Genomic DNA, 22,482 nt, shown 5'->3' on the forward strand with positions numbered 1-22,482 from the left:
CCGTACTCAAGTACAGCCTGCGGCTAGTTTCCTAGTTTGCTCTTTGATTTTCATTGAGTATAATAATTCAAAACTGATTGTGATGGGACTATTCTAACTTTAGAATCCTTCAAAAATTAACATTTAAGGCTATCAATGGCTTAGAATAGTGCGAAAACATTTAGTTTATAGGAATTCTAGGTCTAGGATTACATGGATATTTATGAAGTTAGGGTGTTCGATAGATAGAATTGTTCTATTCTGAAAGATTTGGACTGTCAATTGTATAGGATAGTATTATTCTATGCTGGATTCAAGTAACAATGATTTGATAGATAATATTAAAGAAAAATCAAAATCATAATTTTGTTTAATATGGTATAATATTTCTAATATTTTAAACATAATGAGGTAGTAATTTATGGATGAAGTTTTATTTTTTGGCGAAGATGACTTTGATATTCTTGATATTGACGGTTATGAACTAAAACCCTCATCGTTTTTTAATAAGTTACCAGAAATAGCCGAACCTTTAGTCAAAAATGCAAATAAAATTTTATCTGAAGTAGAAAAAATGTTATATTCTGCTCCAACCTTTATCAGTGTTGTCCAATCTAGTATACCTGAAGAGATTTTTCAGGCAATTCTTTCTCCAGAACAACGGGAACAAATTGCGCAAGGAGCGTTAAAATTAATGACAAAGAAAGATGGCTCTCTCTTGGCGGTATTAGTAGATACTAATACTAATAAAGTCATTGGAAATGTACCATTGAAATCTGTTAAGTTGACACCAGAATTAAATAAAGCGTTAGCCGATTATTCGTCACAAATTCAAATGGCTCAGATTGCAGAGGAGATTCAAAATGTACAATATGCTATTGAGGACGTTAGAAAAGGACAGGAATCAGATAGACTTGCAATAGCCTATAGTTGTCAACAGAAACTCTTGCAAGCTAGGGAGATATCGGATCCAAACATTAGAACAATGATGTTACTGCAAGTTATTTCAGATGCAGAAGATAGTAGAAATCTCTTAATGCTTAGTCAAAAATCAAATGTAAATTTTATCAAAGAACAGCCAGATTCTACTTGGGGTAAGTTATTAAAAGGGGATAAACCAGATAAAATTGAAGCTCGTATGAATGAGACCAGAGATGGATTAGCAGCTGTAAATATCGTTTCACTATCAGCAGCAATAGCTTATAATGAGTTGGGCGAGAAAAAAGCTGCTCAAAAAAGTTTGGATTACTTTGGGAAATTTATTAACGAAACTTATCTCAGTTCTCAAGAATTAGTAGAGAGACTTGATTTACTTGATCCTTCGCCTACAAATTACTGGACAAAAGAATTGCCAAAAATTGAAACTTCTATAATGAAATTGCCAAATAAACCAGATTCTATTGAGACAGAGGTGTTAGAATGAAAGAAATAAAAAAATGCAAGACATGTACAAGGGATTTACCATCAAGTTATAAGCACAATAAGTGCGAATCGTGTAGAAACAAAAAAATAGATGAAGCAAAAAAGATACTTAAAGTTGTTGGACAAGTTGGAGGTGTTGTTACTCCAGTTGTAGTTGGTATGTTGATGAATAAAACTAAGAAAAAGAAGAAATAAACTAATCTATTAAGTACCTAGAAAGGAAACTCAATGCCCTACAAATTTTTACTCTTCGACCTCGACCACACCTTGCTTGATTTTGATGCTGCTGAGGATGTGGCTTTAACGCAACTTCTAAAAGAAGAAGGGGTTGCAGATATTCAGGCTTATAAAGATTATTACGTTCCTATGAACAAGGCTCTCTGGAAGGATTTGGAGCAAAAGAAAATCAGCAAACAAGAGCTGGTTAACACGCGCTTTTCTCGTTTATTTGCTCATTTTGGACAGGAAAAAGACGGTAGTTTTTTAGCCCAGCGTTACCAATTTTACCTCGCCCAACAGGGACAAACTTTTTCAGGCGCACATGAACTCTTAGACAGCCTTATCGAGCGAGATTATGAGCTGTATGCTGCGACAAATGGCATTACTGCTATCCAGACAGGGCGTTTGGCTCAATCTGGTCTAGCGCCTTATTTCAATCAAGTCTTTATCTCAGAACAACTGAAAACACAAAAGCCTGATGCTCTTTTCTACGAAAAAATCGGTCAGCAGATTATAGGCTTTAGCAAAGAAAAGACACTGATGATTGGAGATTCTCTAACTGCCGATATTCAAGGTGGCAATAATGCTGGGATTGACACCATCTGGTACAATCCTCATGACCTCGAAAATCACACACAAGCCCAGCCAACCTACGAAGTCCATTCCTATCAAGACTTGTTGGATTGTTTAGATAAACTGTAAAAAGTGGTTTCCATAGCCACTTTTTGCTATAATAGAGGCAGTAAAAACGAAGGAGTCGGCTATGCAACACTCGTCTTGGCATGCTTTGATTAAAGAGCAATTACCTGAGGGTTATTTCGGGAAAATCAATCAGTTTATGGAGCAGGTCTATGCTCAGGGGACTGTTTATCCTCCCAAGGAAAAGGTTTTTCAGGCTCTATTGACAACACCGCTTGAAGAGGTTAAGGTGGTGATTCTAGGGCAAGACCCTTATCATGGGCCAGGTCAAGCTCAGGGCTTGAGTTTTTCTGTACCTGACTCTATCCCAGCTCCGCCATCTTTGCAAAATATCTTGAAAGAATTGTCAGATGATATTGGTGTTAAGAAATCACATGATTTGACAGCTTGGGCTGAGCAAGGAGTCTTACTTCTCAATGCTTGTTTGACGGTTCCTGCTGGACAGGCAAATGGTCATGCTGGGCAGATATGGGAGCCGTTTACTGATGCTGTGATTCAGGTGGTCAATCATCTAGATAGACCTGTAGTCTTTGTACTCTGGGGAGCCTATGCACGTAAGAAGAAGACTTTGGTTACCAATCCTCATCACATGATTATCGAATCAGCCCATCCCAGTCCTTTATCTGTTTACAGAGGATTTTGGGGTTCCAAGCCTTTTTCCAAGGCCAATACATTCTTAAAAGAGACAGGACAAGAGCCAATCGATTGGCTTAGATAAGGAGAAAATATGCCTCAGTTAGCGACGATTTGCTACATTGATAACGGGAAAGAACTGCTCATGCTCCACCGTAATAAGAAGCCCAATGATGTTCATGCAGGGAAATGGATTGGTGTGGGTGGTAAGCTAGAGCGAGGAGAGACCCCTCAGGAATGCGCGGCTCGTGAAATCCTCGAAGAGACAGGTCTCAAAGTTAAGCCAGTTCTAAAAGGTGTTATCACTTTTCCAGAATTTACGCCAGATTTAGACTGGTACACTTATGTTTTTAAGGTGACAGAGTTTGAGGGTGACTTGATTGACTGTAATGAGGGAACCTTAGAATGGGTTCCTTATGATGAAGTTCTAAGCAAGCCAACTTGGGAAGGGGACCACACCTTTGTCGAGTGGCTTTTAGAAGATAAACCATTCTTTTCAGCTAAATTTGCCTATGATGGTGATAAATTATTGGACACTCAAGTGGATTTCTATGAATAAAGGAGAAAGCAGATGCTACTAATCAAAAATGGCCGTGTAATGGATCCCAAGTCTGGTTTGGATCAAGTGTGTGATATTTTGGTTCAAGATGGGAAAATTATCAAAATTGCGCCTGAAATCAAAGAAGAAGGAGTAGACATCATTGATGCTACAGGTCTTGTAGTTGCTCCTGGTTTGGTTGATATCCACGTTCATTTCCGTGAACCTGGTCAGACCCACAAAGAAGATATCCATACGGGTGCGCTAGCAGCCGCTGCAGGTGGTTTTACAACTGTCGTCATGATGGCTAACACTAGTCCAACCATCTCTGATGTAGAGACTTTGCAAGAAGTTCTCCAGTCAGCTGCCAAAGAGAAGATTAATGTTAAGACGGTTGCGACCATTACTAAAAACTTTAATGGCCAAGATTTGACTGACTTTAAGGCACTCTTAGAATCAGGTGCGGTTGGTTTCTCTGATGACGGTATTCCACTTGAAAGTAGTAAAGTTGTCAAGGAAGCCATGGAAGAAGCCAAAAAGCTTAATACCTTTATTAGTCTTCATGAGGAAGATCCAGGATTGAACGGTGTTCTTGGGTTTAATGAAAACATTGCTAAAGAACATTTCCATATCTGTGGTGCAACTGGGGTGGCTGAGTATGCTATGATGGCGCGTGATGTCATGATTGCCTATGCAACTAAGGCTCATGTCCATATTCAGCATTTGTCTAAGGAGGAAAGTGTTAAAGTAGTGGAGTTTGCTCAAGGTTTGGGTGCGCAAGTCACAGCAGAAGTAGCGCCACAGCATTTTTCTAAGACCGAAGCGCTCCTTTTGACACAAGGTAGCAATGCTAAGATGAATCCACCACTTCGTTTGGAATCAGACCGTCGTGCTGTTATCGAAGGTCTTAAATCAGGCGTCATCACAGTTATCGCAACTGACCACGCGCCTCACCATGCGGATGAAAAAAATGTCGAGGATATTACCAAAGCGCCATCTGGTATGACAGGTTTGGAAACATCTCTTTCTCTCGGATTGACTTATTTGGTCGAAGCTGGCGAGTTAAGTTTGATGGAATTGCTCGAAAAAATGACATACAACCCAGCCAAGCTTTACAACTTTGAAGCAGGTTACTTGGATGAGAATGGTCCAGCGGACATCACTATTTTTGATGCTAAGGCTGACCGCCTTGTGGATTCCCATTTTGCTTCCAAAGCAGCTAATTCACCATTCATCGGTGAAACCTTGAAAGGGCAGGTTAAATATACCATCTGTAAGGGACAAATCGTCTATCAAAACTAGGTGGGAGTCTGCTCTGTAAACAAAAAGAATAGAGAGCCTATATGTACCAAACCCATCATTTTAAAGACAAGTTTATCTTATTTTTAAAGATATTTTTCCCTATCCTGATTTATCAATTTGCCAATTATTCTGCCTCCTTTGTTGATACGACTATGACAGGCCAATACAATACCATGGATTTGGCTGGAGTATCAATGGCAACCAGTATCTGGAATCCTTTCTTTACATTCCTAACAGGGATTGTGTCAGCCCTGGTACCTATCATTGGTCACCATCTTGGTCGAGGCAAAAAGGAAGAGGTTGCGTCTGATTTTTACCAGTTCATCTATCTGGCCTTGGGTCTATCTGTGCTCTTACTGGGGATGGTACTATTCTTGGCACCACCAGTCTTGAATCATATCGGACTAGAAGCACCGGTGGCGGCAGTAGCGGTTCGTTATCTCTGGTTTTTATCTATCGGAATTATCCCCTTGTTGCTCTTTAGTGTCATTCGTTCCTTGCTGGATTCGCTGGGCTTGACCAAACTGTCCATGTACCTCATGCTTTTGTTACTTCCCTTGAATAGTGGATTTAACTATCTCTTGATTTACGGGGCCTTTGGAGTTCCAGAGCTGGGAGGGGCTGGTGCAGGTTTAGGTACTTCCTTGGCCTACTGGGTCTTGCTGGGAATTTCTGTTCTGGTTTTATTTAAACAGGAGAAACTCAAAGCCTTGCATTTTGAGAAACGCATTCCGCTTAATATGGATAAAATCAAGGAAGGAGTTCGCTTAGGTCTGCCTATTGGGGGAACTGTCTTTGCGGAAGTAGCTATCTTTTCCGTGGTTGGTTTAATTATGGCTAAGTTCTCTTCTTTGATAATAGCTAGTCACCAGTCAGCTATGAATTTTTCAACTCTCATGTACGCCTTTCCTATGAGTATCTCATCGGCTATGGCCATTGTCGTTTCCTATGAAGTGGGAGCCAAGCGATTTGATGATGCGAAAACTTATATTGGTCTAGGAAGATGGACAGCCCTCATTTTTGCGGCCTTCACCTTATCCTTCCTTTACATTTTTAGAGGAAGTGTAGCTAGTCTTTATGGTAACGACCCAGAATTTATCGATTTGACAGCGCGTTTTTTGACTTATAGTCTTTTCTTCCAGTTAGCAGATACCTTTGCGGCACCGCTTCAGGGAATTTTACGGGGTTATAAGGATACAGTTATTCCTTTTTACCTTGGTTTGGTTGGTTACTGGGGTGTAGCGATTCCAGTGGCTATGGTATTTGATTCCCTAACAGATTTTGGAGCTTATTCTTATTGGATTGGTTTGATTATTAGTCTAATCGTGAGTGGGGCGCTCTATCGTTGGCGTTTAACTGTTATTATGAAGAAATTTGAATTTTTAGAAAAATCTAAACGCTAAAAAGTTTGTGAAAAAATATTCTTATTAAGAAAATCCCTTGTTCTAATTGGGTTTTCTTTTTTATTTTGTGAAATTTCCTCAAGAAAAACTTTGACAGCATTTTCCAAAAACGGTAAAATAGTAAGGTAAGAAGAAAGTTAGAAAGGCAAGAAGATGTCAACTTTAGATAAAAATCTTTTGCTAGAGATGTTCCGTAAGATGGAAGAAATCCGTCGCATGGACTTAAAAATTGCTCAGTTAGTGAAAAAGGGAAAAGTTCCTGGTATGACTCACTTTTCTGTTGGAGAAGAGGCAGCAAACGTGGGTGCTATGTTAGCTCTCAATCCAGATGATCTGATTACCTCAAACCACCGTGGTCACGGACAAGCTATTGCCAAAGGAATTGACCTCAACGGAATGATGGCTGAAATCCTTGGTAAGTACACTGGAACCTGTAAAGGGAAAGGTGGTTCTATGCATATCGCTGACCTTGATGCCGGTAACCTTGGTGCCAATGGTATCGTAGGTGGTGGTATGGGAATCGCTGTCGGTGCAGCCCTTAGTCAGCAAATGCAAAATACTGGAAAAATCGTCGTTTGCTTCTTTGGTGATGGCGCAACAAATGAAGGTGTATTCCATGAGGCTGTTAATATGGCTTCAATTTGGAATTTACCAGTTATTTTCTACTGTATTAACAATGGTTATGGAATCTCTGCAGATATCAAGAAAATGACTAATGTAGAGCATATCCATCAACGTAGCGCTGCGTATGGAATTCCTGGAATGTTCATCGAAGATGGAAACAACGTTATCGACGTCTATGAAGGATTTAAGAAAGCCGTAGACCATGTTCGTGGTGGTAATGGTCCAGTCTTGATTGAAAGTGTTACTTACCGCTGGCTTGGTCACTCATCATCTGACCCTGGTAAATATCGCACGCGTGAAGAAGTAGAATTGTGGAAACAAAAAGACCCAATCGAAAACCTTCGTAACTACCTTATTGAAAACACTATTGCAAGTGCCGAAGAATTGGAAGAAATCCAAGCGCAAGTCAAGGAAGCAGTAGAAGCTTCTGTTAAATTTGCTGAAGAAAGTCCATTCCCGCCACTAGAATCAGCATTTGAAGATATTTACGCAGACTAAGGAGAAAGAGATAAAATGGAAACAAAAACAATGTCGTTCCGTGACACCATTATCCTTGCTATGTCTGAGGAAATGCGTCGCGATGAAAATGTGTTCTTGATGGGAGAAGATGTTGGGGTCTTCGGAGGAGACTTCGGTACTTCTGTCGGAATGCTTGAAGAATTTGGTCCAGAACGTGTCCGTGACTGTCCGATTTCTGAAGCTGCAATCTCTGGAGCAGCAGCAGGAGCAGCCATGACGGGACTTCGTCCAATCGTCGATATGACCTTCATGGACTTCTCAGTTATTGCCATGGATAATATCGTCAACCAAGCTGCTAAAACACGTTATATGTTTGGTGGTAAAGGTCAGGTTCCAATGACTGTTCGATGTGCTGCTGGTAACGGAGTTGGTTCTGCAGCCCAGCACTCGCAATCACTAGAGTCTTGGTTTACTCACATTCCAGGACTTAAGGTTGTAGCTCCAGGTACACCTGCGGACATGAAAGGACTGCTCAAGTCTTCTATCCGTGATAACAACCCAGTTATTATTCTTGAGTACAAGTCAGAATTTAACCAAAAAGGGGAAGTGCCAGTTGATCCAGACTATACGATTCCACTTGGAGTTGGGGAAATCAAACGTGAAGGTACGGATGTAACAGTTGTTACTTATGGAAAAATGCTCCGTCGTGTGGTTCAAGCTGCTGAAGAATTAGCAGAAGAGGGAATTTCAGTTGAGATTGTTGACCCACGTACCCTCGTTCCGCTTGATAAGGATATCATCATTAACTCAGTGAAGAAGACTGGTAAGGTAGTTCTGGTCAACGACGCTCACAAAACAAGTGGCTACATCGGAGAGATTTCAGCTATCATTTCAGAATCAGAAGCATTTGACTATCTAGATGCACCAATCCGCCGTTGCGCAGGAGAAGATGTGCCAATGCCTTACGCACAAAACCTAGAGAATGCAATGATTCCAACCGTTGAAAGCATCAAAGATGCCATCCGTAAAACATATAACAAAGAATAGGATTACATAAGATAATTTATGTAAAAAATATATCCTGTCACAAGAAGAGTCGGTTCGATAATAACCGACGAAGGATTTAGTAAGTCTACAGGATTTACCGATTGATATCGGCAACCGTAGTAACTTGAGATATATTTCGTATCCAAGTGATTTGAAGAGTTGCGACATGAGTGAGTCGAATCGATAATATTCGACGAATGAATTAGTAAGTCTACAAGGTTGACCGCCTAATAGCGGCAACCGTAACAACTTGAGACACGTTCCGTGTCCAAGTTACTTGTAGAGTTGAATTCGGACGGAGGTCTGCGAAAAAAATATAGATTTCCTTGTGTTCATCGAACACAGCGTCAATCTCCTATTTTTTCATTGCCCTCTGTGTCCTTAATATCTTTAATTAGAGATCGGGCTAAAAGCTTGGAAAAAAGATAAATCTCCTTGACTTCATCGAAGTCTGCGTTGATTTCCTATTTTTCAGTCGCTTTTAAACGCCCTTTGCATCATATAATTGAACTCGGGCTAAAGTCTGTGTGAAAAAGATAAACTCTCCTAGAAACTAAAGTTTCTTCGTCAAGTTTCCTATTTTCACTTTGACTTTTGACGCCCTTAGTATCTTTTAATAGAATAGGAGAGGTCATGGCTGATGACAAGCTAAGAGCGACTCCTGCAGCTAGAAAGTTAGCGGATGATTTAGGAATCAACCTTTACGATATTTCTGGCTCAGGAGCAAACGGTCGTGTCCACAAAGAAGACGTGGAAACATTTAAAGACACTAATGTGGTTCGCATTTCGCCACTTGCAAAACGAATTGCCTTTGAACATAACATTGCATGGCAGGAAATCCAAGGAACTGGTCACCGTGGTAAGATTATGAAGAAGGATGTTTTAGCATTCCTTCCTGAAAATATCGAAAACGATACAATTAAATCACCTGCTCAAATTGAGAAAGTAGAGGAAGTTCCAGATAACGTAACTCCTTATGGTGAAATCGAGCGTATTCCAATGACACCGATGCGTAAGGTCATTGCTCAACGTATGGTTGAATCTTACTTGACTGCACCAACCTTCACGCTTAACTACGATGTCGATATGTCTGAAATGCTTGCACTTCGTAAGAAAGTCCTTGATCCAATCATGGAAGCAACTGGTAAGAAAATTACTGTTACAGACTTGCTTTCACTTGCGGTTGTTAAGACTCTTATGAAACACCCATACATCAACGCTTCATTGACGGAAGATGGTAAGACAATTATCACTCACAATTATGTCAACCTTGCGATGGCGGTTGGAATGGATAATGGTTTGATGACACCAGTTGTTTATAATGCTGAAAAAATGAGTTTGTCTGAGTTGGTAGTTGCCTTCAAAGATGTTATCGGACGTACTTTGGAAGGTAAACTAGCTCCTAGCGAATTGCAAAATTCTACCTTCACCATCAGTAATTTGGGAATGTTTGGTGTTCAATCATTCGGTCCAATCATTAACCAACCGAACTCAGCAATCCTTGGGGTTAGCTCGACAATTGAGAAACCTGTTGTAGTTAATGGTGAAATTGTGATTCGTCCAATTATGAGTCTTGGTTTAACAATTGACCACCGTGTCGTAGATGGTATGGCTGGTGCTAAGTTTATGAAAGACTTGAAAGCGTTGATTGAAAATCCAATCTCAATGTTGGTTTAGAGAATTTATTTTTAGAAATATAGATAAAGGAAGTAAGATATGGCCTTAGAAGTAATTATGCCAAAAGCCGGCGTGGATATGACAGAAGGACAAATCGTCCAATGGAATAAAAAAGTCGGAGAATTTGTTAAAGAAGGAGAAATCCTTTTGGAAATCATGACTGACAAAGTCAGCATGGAATTGGAAGCGGAAGAAGATGGTTACTTGATCGCCATCCTTAAAGGTGATGGCGAGACTGTTCCTGTTACTGAAGTTATCGGATATCTTGGTGAGGAAGGTGAAAATATTCCATCAGCTGGAGCAGCTGCACCAGAAGCTAGTCCAGCACCTGCAGTCAGTGCTTCAAACGATGATGGCAAGAGCGATGATGCTTACGATATCGTCGTTATTGGTGGCGGACCTGCTGGTTATGTATCTGCTATTAAAGCAGCTCAATTAGGTGGTAAGGTTGCTCTTGTTGAGAAATCTGAACTTGGTGGAACATGTTTGAACCGCGGTTGTATCCCAACTAAGACTTACCTTCACAACGCTGAAATTATTGAGAATATTGGTCATGCTGCAAATCGTGGTATCGTGATTGAAAATCCTAACTTCACTGTTGATATGGAGAAACTTTTAGAAACTAAATCTAAAGTTGTGAATACTCTTGTCGGTGGTGTTGCAGGACTTCTTCGTAGCTATGGAGTTGATGTTCATAAGGGTATCGGTACTATTACTAAAGATAAGAATGTCTTGGTAAATGGTTCTGAATTACTTGAAACTAAGAAAATCATCCTTGCTGGTGGTTCTAAAGTAAGTAAGATTAACGTTCCTGGTATGGAATCTCCACTTGTCATGACTAGTGATGATATTCTTGAAATGAATGAAGTACCAGAAAGCCTTGTTATCATCGGTGGTGGGGTTGTTGGTATCGAGCTTGGTCAAGCCTTCATGACATTTGGTTCAAAAGTAACTGTTATTGAAATGATGGACCGCATTGTTCCAGCTATGGATGCGGAAGTATCTAAGAATCTTCGCTTGATTCTTGAACGCAAAGGTATGACTATCTTGACAGGTACTAAACTTCAAGAAATCATTGAAGAAGATGGCAAACTTCGTATCAAGGTTGAAGGAAAAGATGATATCATCGCAAATAAAGCTCTTCTTTCAATCGGTCGTGTTCCAGATCTTGAAGGTATTGGCGATGTTGAGTTTGAATCGGATCGTGGTCGCATCAAGGTCAACGAATACATGGAAACTTCTGTTCCAGGTATCTATGCACCAGGTGATATCAACGGTACTAAGATGTTGGCCCATGCTGCCTTCCGTATGGGTGAAGTAGCTGCTGAAAATGCCCTTAAAGGAAATCACTATGTTGCTAAATTGAACTTGACTCCTGCAGCTATTTACACACTTCCAGAAGTAGCAGCAGTTGGTTTGACAGAAGAACAAGCTCGTGAGAAATATGATGTTCAAATTGGTAAGTTCAACTTTGCTGCTAACGGTCGTGCCATTGCCTCAGATTCTGCTCAAGGTTTCGTAAAAGTCATTGCAGATAAGAAATACGGAGAAATCCTTGGTGTTCATATCATCGGTCCTGCAGCTGCAGAATTGATTAACGAAGCGTCAAGCATTATCGAAATGGAAATTACTGTTGAAGAAATGCTGAATACCATCCACGGACACCCAACCTACTCTGAAGTGATGTACGAAGCATTTGCGGATGTTCTAGGAATGGCTATCCATTCACCTAAGAAAAAATAAAAGAAAATAGATTAGACTGGAAGGTTATTTCCAGTCTCTATCGTATAAGAAGGTATCTCATGAAATACATTATCAATCATTCAAACGACACCGCTTTTAATATCGCCTTGGAAGAATATGCCTTTAAACACCTTTTGGATGAGGATCAAATCTTCCTTCTTTGGATCAATAAACCATCTATCATTGTTGGTCGTCACCAGAATACCATCGAAGAAATCAACCGTGATTATGTTCGAGAAAATGGTATTGAGGTGGTCCGCCGTATCAGCGGTGGTGGAGCTGTTTACCACGATTTAAATAACCTCAACTACACGATCATCTCAAAAGAAGATGAAAACAAGGCTTTTGACTTTAAGAGCTTCTCAACTCCAGTTATCAATACACTAGCTCAACTTGGGGTTAAGGCTGAATTTACAGGTCGTAACGACTTAGAAATCGACGGTAAGAAATTCTGTGGTAATGCCCAAGCCTATATCAATGGCCGTATCATGCACCACGGTTGCTTGCTCTTTGACGTTGATTTGTCAGTCCTTGCTAATGCCCTCAAGGTTTCAAAAGATAAATTTGAATCAAAAGGTGTGAAATCTGTTCGTGCTCGTGTGACCAATATTATCAATGAATTACCAGAAAAAATCACAGTCGAAGAATTCCGTGATTTACTCTTGGAATACATGAAAAAAGAGTACCCAGAGATGACTGAATACGTTTTTTCTGAGGAAGAATTAGCTGAAATCAATCGAATCAAGGATACTAAGTTTGGTACTTGGGACTGGAACTACGGTAAATCACCTGAATTTAACGTCCGTCGTGGAACCAAATTCACTAGTGGTAAGGTGGAAGTCTTTACTAATGTTACTGAATCAAAAATCCAAGATATCAAGATTTATGGGGACTTCTTTGGTATTGAAGACGTTGCTGCAGTAGAAGATGTTCTTCGTGGAGTGAAATACGAACGCGAAGATGTCCTTAAAGCCCTAGAAACTATTGATATTACACGTTACTTCGCTGGTATTAGCCGTGAAGAAATCGCTGAAGCGGTAGTGGGATAAAGAAAAGCCATTTGTTAGTCATTGTGGATTGAAGAAAAGATATCATATGGATAGGACAAGTCTTGAAACCAGCTGAACCATAATCAAAAAGAAATCACTTCCAATCCTTAATAAAAAACTAGGGAGTATTGCTCTTAATCAACTAAATACATTGAATATAGAGCCAAAAAATCAGTATTAGATTGACTGTAAGGTGACACAGATGAGAGTTGTTTTTTGATTTCTTCTAGCTATAAATATCCCAAAAGACTATTATCTCTTATAGTTGAACTGTACCCCAAAAGTTAGATAGAGAAAATCTAATTTTTGGGGTATTTTATAAGGCTCTTTTTAGTATCAAAAGATGTTGAAGAATGTAGATGTAACCTTTCGACTTAATCCTATTTATTGATCACTATCCAATGAAAGTGAAAAGGATGGAAAAAAGCTTGAATTTATGATATAATTTATTTTAAAGACCTTATTAGAAATCTTGAAAGAGTATTAAAAACTTAGAATGAGAAAAATTGTTATCAATGGTGGATTACCACTACAAGGTGAAATCACTATTAGTGGTGCTAAAAATAGCGTTGTGGCCTTAATTCCAGCTATTATATTGGCTGATGATGTGGTGACTTTGGATTGCGTTCCAGATATCTCGGATGTAGCAAGTCTTGTCGAAATCATGGAATTGATGGGAGCTACTGTTAAGCGTTATGACGATGTATTGGAGATTGACCCAAGAGGTGTTCAAAATATTCCAATGCCTTATGGAAAAATCAATAGTCTTCGTGCATCTTATTATTTTTATGGAAGTCTTTTAGGTCGCTTTGGTGAAGCCACAGTTGGCTTGCCTGGAGGGTGTGACCTTGGTCCTCGCCCGATTGACCTACACCTTAAGGCTTTTGAAGCTATGGGGGCTACTGTTAGCTACGAGGGAGATAACATGAAGTTATCTGCTAAAGATACAGGACTTCATGGCGCAAGTATTTACATGGATACAGTTAGTGTCGGTGCAACGATTAATACGATGATTGCTGCGGTTAAAGCGAATGGTCGTACTATTATTGAAAATGCAGCCCGTGAACCTGAGATTATTGATGTTGCAACTCTCTTGAATAATATGGGTGCCCACATCCGTGGGGCAGGAACTAATATCATCATTATTGATGGTGTTGAAAGATTACATGGAACGCGTCATCAGGTGATTCCAGATCGTATTGAAGCTGGAACATATATATCTTTAGCTGCTGCAGTCGGCAAGGGGATTCGTATAAATAATGTACTATACGAACACTTAGAAGGATTCATTGCTAAGCTGGAAGAAATGGGAGTGAGAATGACTGTATCTGAAGACAGCATTTTTGTCGAAGAGCAGTCTAATTTGAAAGCAATCAATATTAAGACAGCTCCTTACCCAGGCTTTGCTACCGATTTGCAACAACCGATTACCCCACTTTTACTAAGAGCGAATGGTCGTGGTACAATTGTCGATACGATTTACGAAAAACGTGTAAATCATGTTTTTGAACTAGCAAAGATGGATGCGGACATTTCGACAACAAATGGTCATATTTTGTACACGGGTGGACGTAGTTTGCGTGGGGCCAGTGTTAAAGCGACTGACCTACGAGCTGGGGCTGCACTAGTCATTGCTGGGCTTATGGCTGAAGGTAAAACTGAAATTACAAATATCGAGTTTATCTTACGTGGTTATTCTGATATTATCGAAAAATTACGTAATCTAGGAGCAGATATTAAACTAGTCGAAGATTAAACCGTAGGGGTGTTTATGAATATTTGGACCAAATTAGCAATGTTTTCTTTTTTTGAAACGGATCGCTTGTATTTGCGTCCTTTCTTTTTTAGTGATAGTCAGGACTTCCACGAGATAGCCTCAAATCCAGAAAATCTTCAATTTATTTTCCCAACTCAGGCAAGTCTGGAAGAAAGTCAATATGCATTAGCGAATTATTTTATGAAGTCCCCTTTGGGAGTGTGGGCAATTTGTGACCAAAAAAATCAACAAATGATTGGTTCTATTAAATTTGAGAAGTTAGATGAAATCAAAAAAGAAGCTGAGCTTGGCTATTTTTTGAGAAAAGATGCTTGGTCGCAAGGATTTATGACAGAGATTGTTAGAAAAATTTGTCAGCTTTCTTTTGAGGAATTTGGTTTAAAACAATTATCCATCATTACCCACCTTGAAAATGAAGCGAGTCAAAAGGTTGCTCTAAAGTCTGGATTCCGTTTGACTCGTCAGTTTAAGGGAAGTGATCGCTACACAAGAAAAATGCGGGATTATCTTGAATTTCGGTATGTAAAAGGAGAATTCAATGAGTAAGCATCAGGAAATTCTAAGCTATTTGGAAGAATTGCCTGTCGGAAAGAGGGTTAGTGTTCGTAGTATTTCTAACCATCTGGGGGTCAGTGATGGAACGGCCTATCGCGCTATCAAGGAAGCTGAAAACCGTGGAATTGTGGAGACCCGTCCTAGAAGTGGTACTATCCGTGTTAAATCCCAGAAAGTCGCGATTGAAAGATTAACTTTTGCTGAAATTGCAGAAGTGACTTCTTCTGAGGTTCTGGCTGGACAAGAAGGTTTAGATAGAGAATTTAGTAAGTTCTCTATCGGTGCCATGACTGAGCAAAATATCTTATCTTACCTTCATGATGGGGGGCTCTTGATTGTTGGAGACCGTACTCGTATTCAATTGTTAGCATTGGAAAATGAAAATGCAGTCCTGGTTACAGGTGGGTTTCAGGTTCATGATGATGTGCTTAAACTGGCCAATCAAAAAGGGATTCCTGTTCTGAGAAGCAAGCATGATACTTTCACTGTCGCGACCATGATCAATAAAGCCTTGTCAAATGTTCAAATCAAAACAGATATTTTGACAGTTGAGAAACTTTACCGTCCGAGTCATGAGTATGGTTTTCTGAGAGAGACAGATACAGTTAAAGATTATTTGGACTTGGTACGTAAGAATCGTAGTAGTCGTTTTCCGGTTATCAATCAACATCAGGTTGTTGTGGGAGTTGTTACCATGAGAGACGCTGGTGACAAGTCACCAAGTACCACAATTGACAAGGTCATGTCTCGTAGTCTATTTTTAGTTGGATTATCGACAAATATTGCCAATGTGAGTCAACGGATGATAGCTGAAGACTTTGAAATGGTACCAGTTATTCGAAATAATCAAACCCTGCTTGGGGTTGTAACCAGACGAGATGTCATGGAGAAAATGAGTCGTTCTCAAGTTTCTGCTCTACCAACTTTTTCAGAGCAGATTGGTCAAAAACTTTCTTACCACCATGATGAAGTAGTCATTACAGTGGAACCTTTTATGCTTGAGAAGAATGGTGTTTTATCTAATGGTGTGTTGGCAGAAATTCTGACCCACATGACCCAAGATTTAGTTGTGAATAGTGGGCGCAATCTTATCATCGAGCAGATGCTAATCTACTTTTTGCAGGCTGTTCAGATAGATGATATATTGCGCATTCAAGCACGGATTATTCATCATACGAGACGGTCAGCTATTATTGACTACGATATTTATCATGGTCACCAGATTGTTTCAAAAGCAAATGTGACTGTTAAAATTAATTAGAAACTAGGAGAAAAGATGATAACATTAAAATCAGCTCGTGAAATCGAAGCTATGGATAAGGCCGGTGATTTTCTAGCAAGTATTCATATCGGCTTGCGTGATTTGATTAAGCCTGGCGTAGATATGTGGGAAGTTGAAGAATATGTCCGCCGTCGTTGTAAGGAAGAAAACTTCCTTCCGCTTCAGATTGGGGTTGACGGTGCCATGATGGACTATCCTTATGCTACCTGCTGCTCTCTTAACGATGAAGTTGCTCACGCTTTCCCTCGTCATTATATCTTGAAGGATGGTGATTTGCTCAAGGTTGATATGGTTTTGGGAGGTCCTATTGCTAAATCTGACCTGAATGTCTCAAAATTAAACTTCAACAATGTGGAACAAATGAAAAAATACACTCAGAGCTATTCTGGTGGTTTAGCAGACTCATGTTGGGCTTATGCTGTTGGTACACCGTCCGAAGAAGTGAAAAATCTGATGGATGTAACCAAAGAAGCTATGTACAAGGGAATAGAGCAAGCTGTTGTTGGAAATCGTATCGGTGATATCGGTGCGGCCATTCAAGAATACGCTGAAAGTCGTGGTTACGGTGTAGTGCGTGATTTGGTTGGTCATGGTGTTGGCCCAACAATGCACGAAGAACCAATGGTTCCTAACTATGGTATTGCTGGTCGTGGCCTTCGTCTCCGTGAAGGAATGGTTTTGACAATTGAACCAATGATTAATACTGGTGACTGGGAAATTGATACAGATATGAAGACCGGTTGGGCGCATAAGACCATTGACGGTGGATTGTCATGTCAGTATGAACACCAATTCGTGATTACAAAAGATGGTCCTGTTATCTTGACTAGTCAAGGTGAAGAAGGAACTTATTAAAATAATTAAAGCCAGATTGAAGAAAAAGTCGACTTAGACAACTTTCTTCAATCTTTTTCTTTTATTTATAATGAAATGAAAGAAAAAGTGAACACCTTGAACGCGAAATTCAAATCCATTTCTGACAATGTTTTATAATTAATTGATTTTTCTAGATTTTATGTCAATCTACTATAGAAACCACGGTGTACTATTTTAGGCTAAATTCATTATAACGTCATAGTGAATACAGCTAATCGTAGCAAACTTGATACAAATTTTAACATTTATAGTACAATAGGTTTAGATTCTTAAGAAAGTTGGTTCTTTTTTGGAAACGATAGTATTTTCAGTCTCCGTGTTTTTAGCAGGGGTCTTGTCCTTTTTTTCTCCTTGTATTTTTCCTCTTTTGCCAGTTTATGCTGGAATTTTATTGGATGATCAGGAAAGTGCAAAAAGTTTTTCCTTATTTGGAAGAAAAGTCGCTTGGTCAGGATTGATTCGAACACTTTGCTTTATCTCAGGTATTTCTCTCATTTTCTTTATTCTAGGCTTTGGTGCTGGTTACTTTGGTAATATCCTCTATGCCAATTGGTTTCGCTATACTATGGGAACGATTATTATCATTTTAGGTCTTCACCAGATGGAAATTTTCCATTTTAAGAAATTAGAGGTTCAAAAAAGCTTTACTTTTAAGAAATCATCAGCCAATCGTTATTGGTCAGCTTTTTTACTTGGTATTACCTTTAGCTTTGGTTGGACGCCTTGTATTGGTCCAGTTTTGAGTTCTGTTTTAGCACTTGCGGCTTCTGGAGGCAATGGCGCTTGGCAAGGAGCAATTTATACTCTTATTTATACTCTGGGGATGGCCATTCCCTTCTTGGTCTTGGCCCTAGCTTCAGGCGTAGTGATGCCATATTTTAGTAAAATCAAACGTCATATGATGTTACTGAAGAAAATTGGTGGTTTCCTTATTATTTTAATGGGAATTTTGTTACTATTAGGACAAGTAAATGTTCTAGCTGGAATTTTTGAATAAAGGAGAACAAATGAAAAAAGTAATGTTTGCTGGCTTAATCCTCTTGTCATTAGTTGTATTGATGGCCTGTGGTGAGGAAGAGACTAAAAAGACTCAAGCACCAGAACAAACCCCAAAACAACAGCAACAAACGACTGTACAACAAATTGCTGTTGGAAAAGAGGCTCCAGACTTTACCTTGCAATCAATGGATGGCAAAGAAGTCAAGTTATCTGATTTTAAGGGTAAAAAAGTCTATTTGAAGTTTTGGGCTTCATGGTGTGGACCATGTAAGAAAAGTATGCCCGAGTTGATGGAATTAGCTGCGAAACCAGATCGTGATTTCGAAATTCTTAGTGTCATTGCACCAGGGATTCAAGGTGAAAAAACGGTTGAGCAATTCCCACAGTGGTTCCAGGAACAAGGGTATAAGGATATCCCAGTTCTTTATGATACCAAAGCAACCACCTTCCAAGCTTATCAAATTCGAAGCATTCCTACAGAATACCTAATTGATAGTCAAGGAAAGATTGGAAAGATTCAATTTGGTGCTATCAGCAATGCGGATGCAGAAGCAGCCTTTAAAGAAATGAACTAAAATAGATAAAGAGAATCTGATTACAAGAGAGTAGTCAGATTTTTTTAGAAAATTGTTTTATAAATATTCACAAGTCTCCCATATTTATGGTAAAATAGAATCATCATTTTATTTTGGAGTCAAAGATGAATATATTTAGAACAAAGAATGTTAGTTTGGATAAAACGGAGATGCACAGGCATTTGAAGTTATGGGATTTGATTTTGCTGGGTATTGGAGCCATGGTAGGAACAGGCGTCTTTACAATTACAGGTACTGCAGCTGCTACGCTTGCTGGTCCAGCTCTAGTGATTTCAATCGTCATTTCTGCCTTGTGTGTGGGATTATCAGCACTATTTTTTGCAGAATTTGCCTCGCGAGTACCTGCTACAGGTGGTGCCTACAGTTATCTCTATGCTCTTTTAGGAGAATTTCCAGCTTGGTTGGCTGGCTGGTTAACAATGATGGAGTTCATGACAGCCATATCGGGTGTGGCTTCGGGTTGGGCAGCTTATTTTAAAGGCTTGCTCTCTCAATACGGGATAGCCCTTCCTCAGGCTTTAAATGGTACCTTTAATCCTCAAGCAGGGACATTTGTTGATTTATTGCCTATTCTTGTCTTGGTCATGGTGACTTTGCTTGTTTTACTAAATGCCAAGGCAGCCTTACGCTTTAATTCGATTCTAGTTATTTTGAAATTTTCCGCTTTAGCTCTCTTTGTTTTGGTAGGAATTTGGAATATTAAGCTTGATAATTGGAGTAATTTTGCCCCCTATGGTTTTGGACAAATCTATGGTGCTAGTACTGGTATTATGGCTGGTGCGTCCTTGATGTTCTTTGGTTTTTTGGGCTTTGAATCCATCTCTATGGCTGTAGATGAGGTCAAGACTCCTCAAAAAAATATTCCGAGAGGGATTGTCTTATCACTTTCTATTGTAACCATTCTCTATGCCTTGGTGACCCTTGTTTTGACTGGTGTGGTCCATTATAGCCATCTAAATGTCGATGATGCCGTTGCCTTTGCTCTTCGTAGTATTGGCATTAGTTGGGCAGCTAATTATGTGTCATTAGTGGCTATCTTGACCTTGATTACGGTTTGTATCTCGATGACCTATGCCCTATCTCGTATGATTTACAGTTTAGCGCGCGATGGCTTAATGCCCGCTGCCTTTAAAGAATTAACAAAAACAAGCAAGGTACCCAAAAATGCTACTATCTTGACCGGTCTAGCTTCAGCTGTAGCAGCAGGAATCTTCCCTCTTTCTAGTATCGCAGCCTTCTTAAATATTTGTACCTTAGCCTACTTGATCATGCTAGCTTACGGCCTGATTCGTTTACGGAAGGAAAAAGGGATGCCAAAAGCTGGAGAATTTAAGACACCATTGGTACCCCTGTTACCAATTTTATCAATTATCATTTGTCTATCCTTCATGTTGCAGTATAATATGGAAACCTGGATTGCTTTCCTGATTGCTTTGTTGATAGGAAGTCTTATTTACTTTACTTATGGTTATAAACATTCTACCATAGAAGAATAATACTCTTCGAAAATCTCTTCAAACCACGTCAGCGTCGCCTTACCGTAGGTATAGGTAACTGACTTCGTCAGTCTTATCTACAACCTCAAAGCAGTGCTTTGAGCAACCTGCAATTAGCTTCTTAGTTTGCTTTTTGATTTTCATTGAGTATATAAAGTGAGAATCTGTTGAGTTGTTGAAACTCAGCAGATTTTTATATGTGAAAGAAATTTCAATTTTTTTCTTAAAATAGCTTGACAGATTAAATTTTTAGGAGTAGAATGTTTACCAGTTAATTAAATAGTTAAGGGGTTATCCATGAAAAAACAAAGTTTATTTTTAGTATTGTTAAGTGTCTTTCTTTTGTGTTTAGGGGCTTGTGGTCAAAAGGAAAGCCAGGCAGGGAAAGGGATGAAAATTGTGACCAGTTTCTATCCTATCTACGCTATGGTCAAGGAAGTATCTGGTGACTTGAATGATGTTCGAATGATTCAGTCAAGTAGTGGGATCCATTCCTTTGAACCTTCGGCAAATGACATCGCGGCCATCTATGATGCAGATGTCTTTGTTTACCATTCTCATACGCTCGAATCTTGGGCAGGAAGTCTGGATCCCAATCTAAAAAAATCTAAAGTTAAGGTTTTAGAGGCTTCAGAGGGAATTACTTTAGACCGCGTCCCAGGGCTAGAAGATGTGGAAGCAGGGGATGGAGTTGATGAAAAAACGCTCTATGACCCTCACACTTGGCTAGATCCTGAAAAAGCTGGCGAAGAAGCTCAGATTATTGCTGATAAACTTTCAGAGGTGGATAGTGAGCATAAAGAAACTTACCAGAAAAATGCGCAAGCCTTTATCAAAAAAGCTCAAGAATTGACTAAGAAATTTCAGCCTAAATTTGAAAAAGCGACTCAGAAAACATTTGTAACACAACATACGGCCTTTTCTTATCTAGCGAAGAGATTTGGACTTAATCAACTTGGTATTGCAGGTATTTCTCCTGAACAAGAACCAAGTCCAAGACAACTAACAGAAATTCAGGAATTTGTTAAAACCTATAAGGTTAAAACGATTTTTACAGAAAGTAACGCTTCTTCAAAAGTAGCTGAAACTCTTGTCAAATCAACAGGTGTGGGTCTTAAAACTCTGAATCCTTTAGAGGCAGACCCACAAAATGACAAGACTTACCTAGAAAATCTTGAAGAAAATATGAGTGTATTAGCTGAAGAATTAAAGTGAGGAAAGAATGAAAATCAATAAAAAATATGTAGCGGGTTCGGTGGCAGTTCTTGCCCTAAGTGTTTGCTCATACGAACTTGGGCGGTATCAAGCTACTCACTTCAAGAAAGATTCTAATCGAGTTGCTTATATAGACGGTGATCAGGCTGGTCAAAAGGCTGAGAACTTGACACCAGATGAAGTCAGTAAGAGAGAGGGAATCAATGCCGAACAAATCGTTATTAAGATTACGGATCAAGGTTATGTGACTTCTCATGGTGATCATTATCATTACTATAATGGCAAGGTTCCTTATGATGCTATTATCAGTGAAGAACTGCTGATGAAAGATCCAAATTATCAGTTGAAGGATTCAGATATTGTCAATGAAATCAAGGGTGGTTATGTCATTAAGGTAGACGGGAAATACTATGTTTACCTCAAGGATGCGGCTCACGCGGACAATATTCGGACAAAAGAAGAGATTAAACGTCAGAAACAGGAACACAGTCATAATCATAATACAAGTACAGATAATGCTGTTGCTGCTGCCAGAGCTCAGGGACGTTATACAACGGATGATGGTTATATCTTCAATGCATCTGATATCATAGAAGATACAGGCGATGCCTATATCGTCCCTCATGGCAATCACTTCCACTATATTCCTAAGAGTGATTTGTCTGCCAGTGAATTAGCTGCCGCTCAAGCCTTCTTATCTGGAAAAGGTGGTCAATTAAGTACGGTTGAATATCGTTCAAGCAGGGGAGAAACAAGATCTAATGTGAGAACGAGTCAATCTGAGACTCCTCAAAATCCTGCAACAGCTCCTGAAAGTCAAAACGAGGACTTAGCTAGTCTTCTTCAAGAATTGTACGCTTTACCACTTAGCCAACGTCATGTGGAGTCTGAT

The 22,482-nt window shown here is 39.5% G+C and carries 21 protein-coding genes; all 21 read left to right on the plus strand.

The features are described 5' to 3' along the window. The first annotated feature begins 400 nt into the window (after positions 1-400). Positions 401-1,402: a hypothetical protein gene (locus tag ADI86_RS00355; RefSeq protein ID WP_049531323.1), complete on the plus strand. Its 1,002-nt coding sequence runs from the start codon at positions 401-403 to the stop codon at positions 1,400-1,402. Beyond that, positions 1,399-1,596 carry a hypothetical protein gene (locus ADI86_RS00360; protein WP_049531324.1) on the plus strand — a complete coding sequence of 66 codons (198 nt, stop codon included), beginning with the start codon at positions 1,399-1,401 and terminating at the stop codon, positions 1,594-1,596. The genes ADI86_RS00355 and ADI86_RS00360 overlap by 4 nt, the downstream gene beginning before the upstream one ends. A gap of 33 nt (positions 1,597-1,629) precedes the next feature. Then, positions 1,630-2,322: a YjjG family noncanonical pyrimidine nucleotidase gene (locus ADI86_RS00365; protein WP_049531325.1), complete on the plus strand. Its 693-nt coding sequence runs from the start codon at positions 1,630-1,632 to the stop codon at positions 2,320-2,322. A 61-nt stretch (positions 2,323-2,383) separates the two neighbouring features. Further along, the gene (locus ADI86_RS00370; protein ID WP_049531326.1) at positions 2,384-3,037 is read left to right on the plus strand and encodes a uracil-DNA glycosylase; all 654 of its coding nucleotides are present in this window, start codon (positions 2,384-2,386) and stop codon (positions 3,035-3,037) included. Positions 3,038-3,046: 9 nt separating this feature from the next. Next, positions 3,047-3,511, plus strand: coding sequence for an NUDIX hydrolase (locus tag ADI86_RS00375; RefSeq protein WP_049531327.1), 465 nt, complete (start codon positions 3,047-3,049; stop codon positions 3,509-3,511). Between the two features lie 12 nt (positions 3,512-3,523). Next, on the plus strand, positions 3,524-4,792 hold the full coding sequence (locus ADI86_RS00380; RefSeq protein WP_049531328.1) for a dihydroorotase: 1,269 nt from the start codon (positions 3,524-3,526) through the stop codon (positions 4,790-4,792). A 41-nt stretch (positions 4,793-4,833) separates the two neighbouring features. Then, a complete protein-coding gene (gene pdrM / locus ADI86_RS00385; protein ID WP_049531329.1) occupies positions 4,834-6,195 on the plus strand; it encodes a sodium-coupled multidrug efflux MATE transporter PdrM in 1,362 nt (453 codons plus the stop codon). Positions 6,196-6,348: 153 nt separating this feature from the next. Further along, positions 6,349-7,317, plus strand: coding sequence for a thiamine pyrophosphate-dependent dehydrogenase E1 component subunit alpha (locus ADI86_RS00390; RefSeq protein ID WP_049531330.1), 969 nt, complete (start codon positions 6,349-6,351; stop codon positions 7,315-7,317). Positions 7,318-7,332: 15 nt separating this feature from the next. Next, positions 7,333-8,325 (plus strand): alpha-ketoacid dehydrogenase subunit beta, encoded by a 993-nt coding sequence (locus ADI86_RS00395; RefSeq protein WP_000448714.1) that lies wholly within the window; start codon positions 7,333-7,335, stop codon positions 8,323-8,325. A gap of 633 nt (positions 8,326-8,958) precedes the next feature. Beyond that, positions 8,959-10,002: a dihydrolipoamide acetyltransferase gene (locus tag ADI86_RS00400; RefSeq protein WP_049531331.1), complete on the plus strand. Its 1,044-nt coding sequence runs from the start codon at positions 8,959-8,961 to the stop codon at positions 10,000-10,002. Between the two features lie 39 nt (positions 10,003-10,041). After that, positions 10,042-11,745, plus strand: coding sequence for a dihydrolipoyl dehydrogenase (gene lpdA / locus ADI86_RS00405; RefSeq protein WP_049531332.1), 1,704 nt, complete (start codon positions 10,042-10,044; stop codon positions 11,743-11,745). Positions 11,746-11,804: 59 nt separating this feature from the next. After that, positions 11,805-12,794: a lipoate--protein ligase gene (locus ADI86_RS00410; RefSeq protein WP_049531333.1), complete on the plus strand. Its 990-nt coding sequence runs from the start codon at positions 11,805-11,807 to the stop codon at positions 12,792-12,794. Positions 12,795-13,290: 496 nt separating this feature from the next. Next, positions 13,291-14,550 (plus strand): UDP-N-acetylglucosamine 1-carboxyvinyltransferase, encoded by a 1,260-nt coding sequence (locus ADI86_RS00415; protein ID WP_049531334.1) that lies wholly within the window; start codon positions 13,291-13,293, stop codon positions 14,548-14,550. Between the two features lie 15 nt (positions 14,551-14,565). Next, positions 14,566-15,117 carry a GNAT family N-acetyltransferase gene (locus ADI86_RS00420; protein ID WP_001028723.1) on the plus strand — a complete coding sequence of 184 codons (552 nt, stop codon included), beginning with the start codon at positions 14,566-14,568 and terminating at the stop codon, positions 15,115-15,117. Continuing rightward, positions 15,110-16,387 (plus strand): CBS-HotDog domain-containing transcription factor SpxR, encoded by a 1,278-nt coding sequence (spxR, locus tag ADI86_RS00425; RefSeq protein ID WP_049531335.1) that lies wholly within the window; start codon positions 15,110-15,112, stop codon positions 16,385-16,387. Before ADI86_RS00420 ends, spxR begins: the two co-directional genes overlap by 8 nt. A gap of 15 nt (positions 16,388-16,402) precedes the next feature. Then, the gene (locus ADI86_RS00430) at positions 16,403-17,263 is read left to right on the plus strand and encodes a methionyl aminopeptidase (RefSeq protein WP_000631543.1); all 861 of its coding nucleotides are present in this window, start codon (positions 16,403-16,405) and stop codon (positions 17,261-17,263) included. A 310-nt stretch (positions 17,264-17,573) separates the two neighbouring features. Further along, positions 17,574-18,281 (plus strand): thiol-disulfide oxidoreductase-associated membrane protein CcdA2, encoded by a 708-nt coding sequence (gene ccdA2 / locus ADI86_RS00435; RefSeq protein WP_049531336.1) that lies wholly within the window; start codon positions 17,574-17,576, stop codon positions 18,279-18,281. 10 nt (positions 18,282-18,291) lie between these two features. Beyond that, positions 18,292-18,858, plus strand: coding sequence for a thiol-disulfide oxidoreductase-associated lipoprotein SdbB (gene sdbB, locus ADI86_RS00440; RefSeq protein ID WP_049531337.1), 567 nt, complete (start codon positions 18,292-18,294; stop codon positions 18,856-18,858). A gap of 125 nt (positions 18,859-18,983) precedes the next feature. After that, positions 18,984-20,375, plus strand: coding sequence for an APC family permease (locus tag ADI86_RS00445; protein WP_049531338.1), 1,392 nt, complete (start codon positions 18,984-18,986; stop codon positions 20,373-20,375). A gap of 297 nt (positions 20,376-20,672) precedes the next feature. After that, the gene (gene adcAII / locus ADI86_RS00450; RefSeq protein WP_049531339.1) at positions 20,673-21,590 is read left to right on the plus strand and encodes a zinc-binding lipoprotein AdcAII; all 918 of its coding nucleotides are present in this window, start codon (positions 20,673-20,675) and stop codon (positions 21,588-21,590) included. A gap of 7 nt (positions 21,591-21,597) precedes the next feature. Then, positions 21,598-22,482: pneumococcal-type histidine triad protein (locus ADI86_RS00455; RefSeq protein WP_049531340.1), on the plus strand; the 885-nt coding region annotated here is incomplete at its 3' end.

This window comes from Streptococcus pseudopneumoniae, from assembly GCF_001074975.1.
In the GTDB taxonomy this organism is placed as follows: Bacteria; Bacillota; Bacilli; order Lactobacillales; family Streptococcaceae; genus Streptococcus; species Streptococcus pseudopneumoniae_D.

What these genes read in the sequence shown, in the direction of transcription:
- adcAII (WP_049531339.1), top strand. Translation starts at nt 20,673, where the DNA reads ATGAAAAAACAAAGTTTATTTTTAGTATTGTTAAGTGTCTTTCTTTTG.
- ADI86_RS00430 (WP_000631543.1), top strand. Translation starts at nt 16,403, where the DNA reads ATGATAACATTAAAATCAGCTCGTGAAATCGAAGCTATGGATAAGGCC.
- ADI86_RS00390 (WP_049531330.1), top strand. Translation starts at nt 6,349, where the DNA reads ATGTCAACTTTAGATAAAAATCTTTTGCTAGAGATGTTCCGTAAGATG.
- ADI86_RS00355 (WP_049531323.1), top strand. Translation starts at nt 401, where the DNA reads ATGGATGAAGTTTTATTTTTTGGCGAAGATGACTTTGATATTCTTGAT.
- ADI86_RS00370 (WP_049531326.1), top strand. Translation starts at nt 2,384, where the DNA reads ATGCAACACTCGTCTTGGCATGCTTTGATTAAAGAGCAATTACCTGAG.
- ADI86_RS00365 (WP_049531325.1), top strand. Translation starts at nt 1,630, where the DNA reads ATGCCCTACAAATTTTTACTCTTCGACCTCGACCACACCTTGCTTGAT.
- ADI86_RS00445 (WP_049531338.1), top strand. Translation starts at nt 18,984, where the DNA reads ATGAATATATTTAGAACAAAGAATGTTAGTTTGGATAAAACGGAGATG.
- ADI86_RS00400 (WP_049531331.1), top strand. Translation starts at nt 8,959, where the DNA reads ATGGCTGATGACAAGCTAAGAGCGACTCCTGCAGCTAGAAAGTTAGCG.
- sdbB (WP_049531337.1), top strand. Translation starts at nt 18,292, where the DNA reads ATGAAAAAAGTAATGTTTGCTGGCTTAATCCTCTTGTCATTAGTTGTA.
- ADI86_RS00380 (WP_049531328.1), top strand. Translation starts at nt 3,524, where the DNA reads ATGCTACTAATCAAAAATGGCCGTGTAATGGATCCCAAGTCTGGTTTG.
- pdrM (WP_049531329.1), top strand. Translation starts at nt 4,834, where the DNA reads ATGTACCAAACCCATCATTTTAAAGACAAGTTTATCTTATTTTTAAAG.
- spxR (WP_049531335.1), top strand. Translation starts at nt 15,110, where the DNA reads ATGAGTAAGCATCAGGAAATTCTAAGCTATTTGGAAGAATTGCCTGTC.
- ADI86_RS00395 (WP_000448714.1), top strand. Translation starts at nt 7,333, where the DNA reads ATGGAAACAAAAACAATGTCGTTCCGTGACACCATTATCCTTGCTATG.
- ADI86_RS00420 (WP_001028723.1), top strand. Translation starts at nt 14,566, where the DNA reads ATGAATATTTGGACCAAATTAGCAATGTTTTCTTTTTTTGAAACGGAT.
- lpdA (WP_049531332.1), top strand. Translation starts at nt 10,042, where the DNA reads ATGGCCTTAGAAGTAATTATGCCAAAAGCCGGCGTGGATATGACAGAA.
- ADI86_RS00410 (WP_049531333.1), top strand. Translation starts at nt 11,805, where the DNA reads ATGAAATACATTATCAATCATTCAAACGACACCGCTTTTAATATCGCC.
- ADI86_RS00375 (WP_049531327.1), top strand. Translation starts at nt 3,047, where the DNA reads ATGCCTCAGTTAGCGACGATTTGCTACATTGATAACGGGAAAGAACTG.
- ADI86_RS00415 (WP_049531334.1), top strand. Translation starts at nt 13,291, where the DNA reads ATGAGAAAAATTGTTATCAATGGTGGATTACCACTACAAGGTGAAATC.
- ADI86_RS00360 (WP_049531324.1), top strand. Translation starts at nt 1,399, where the DNA reads ATGAAAGAAATAAAAAAATGCAAGACATGTACAAGGGATTTACCATCA.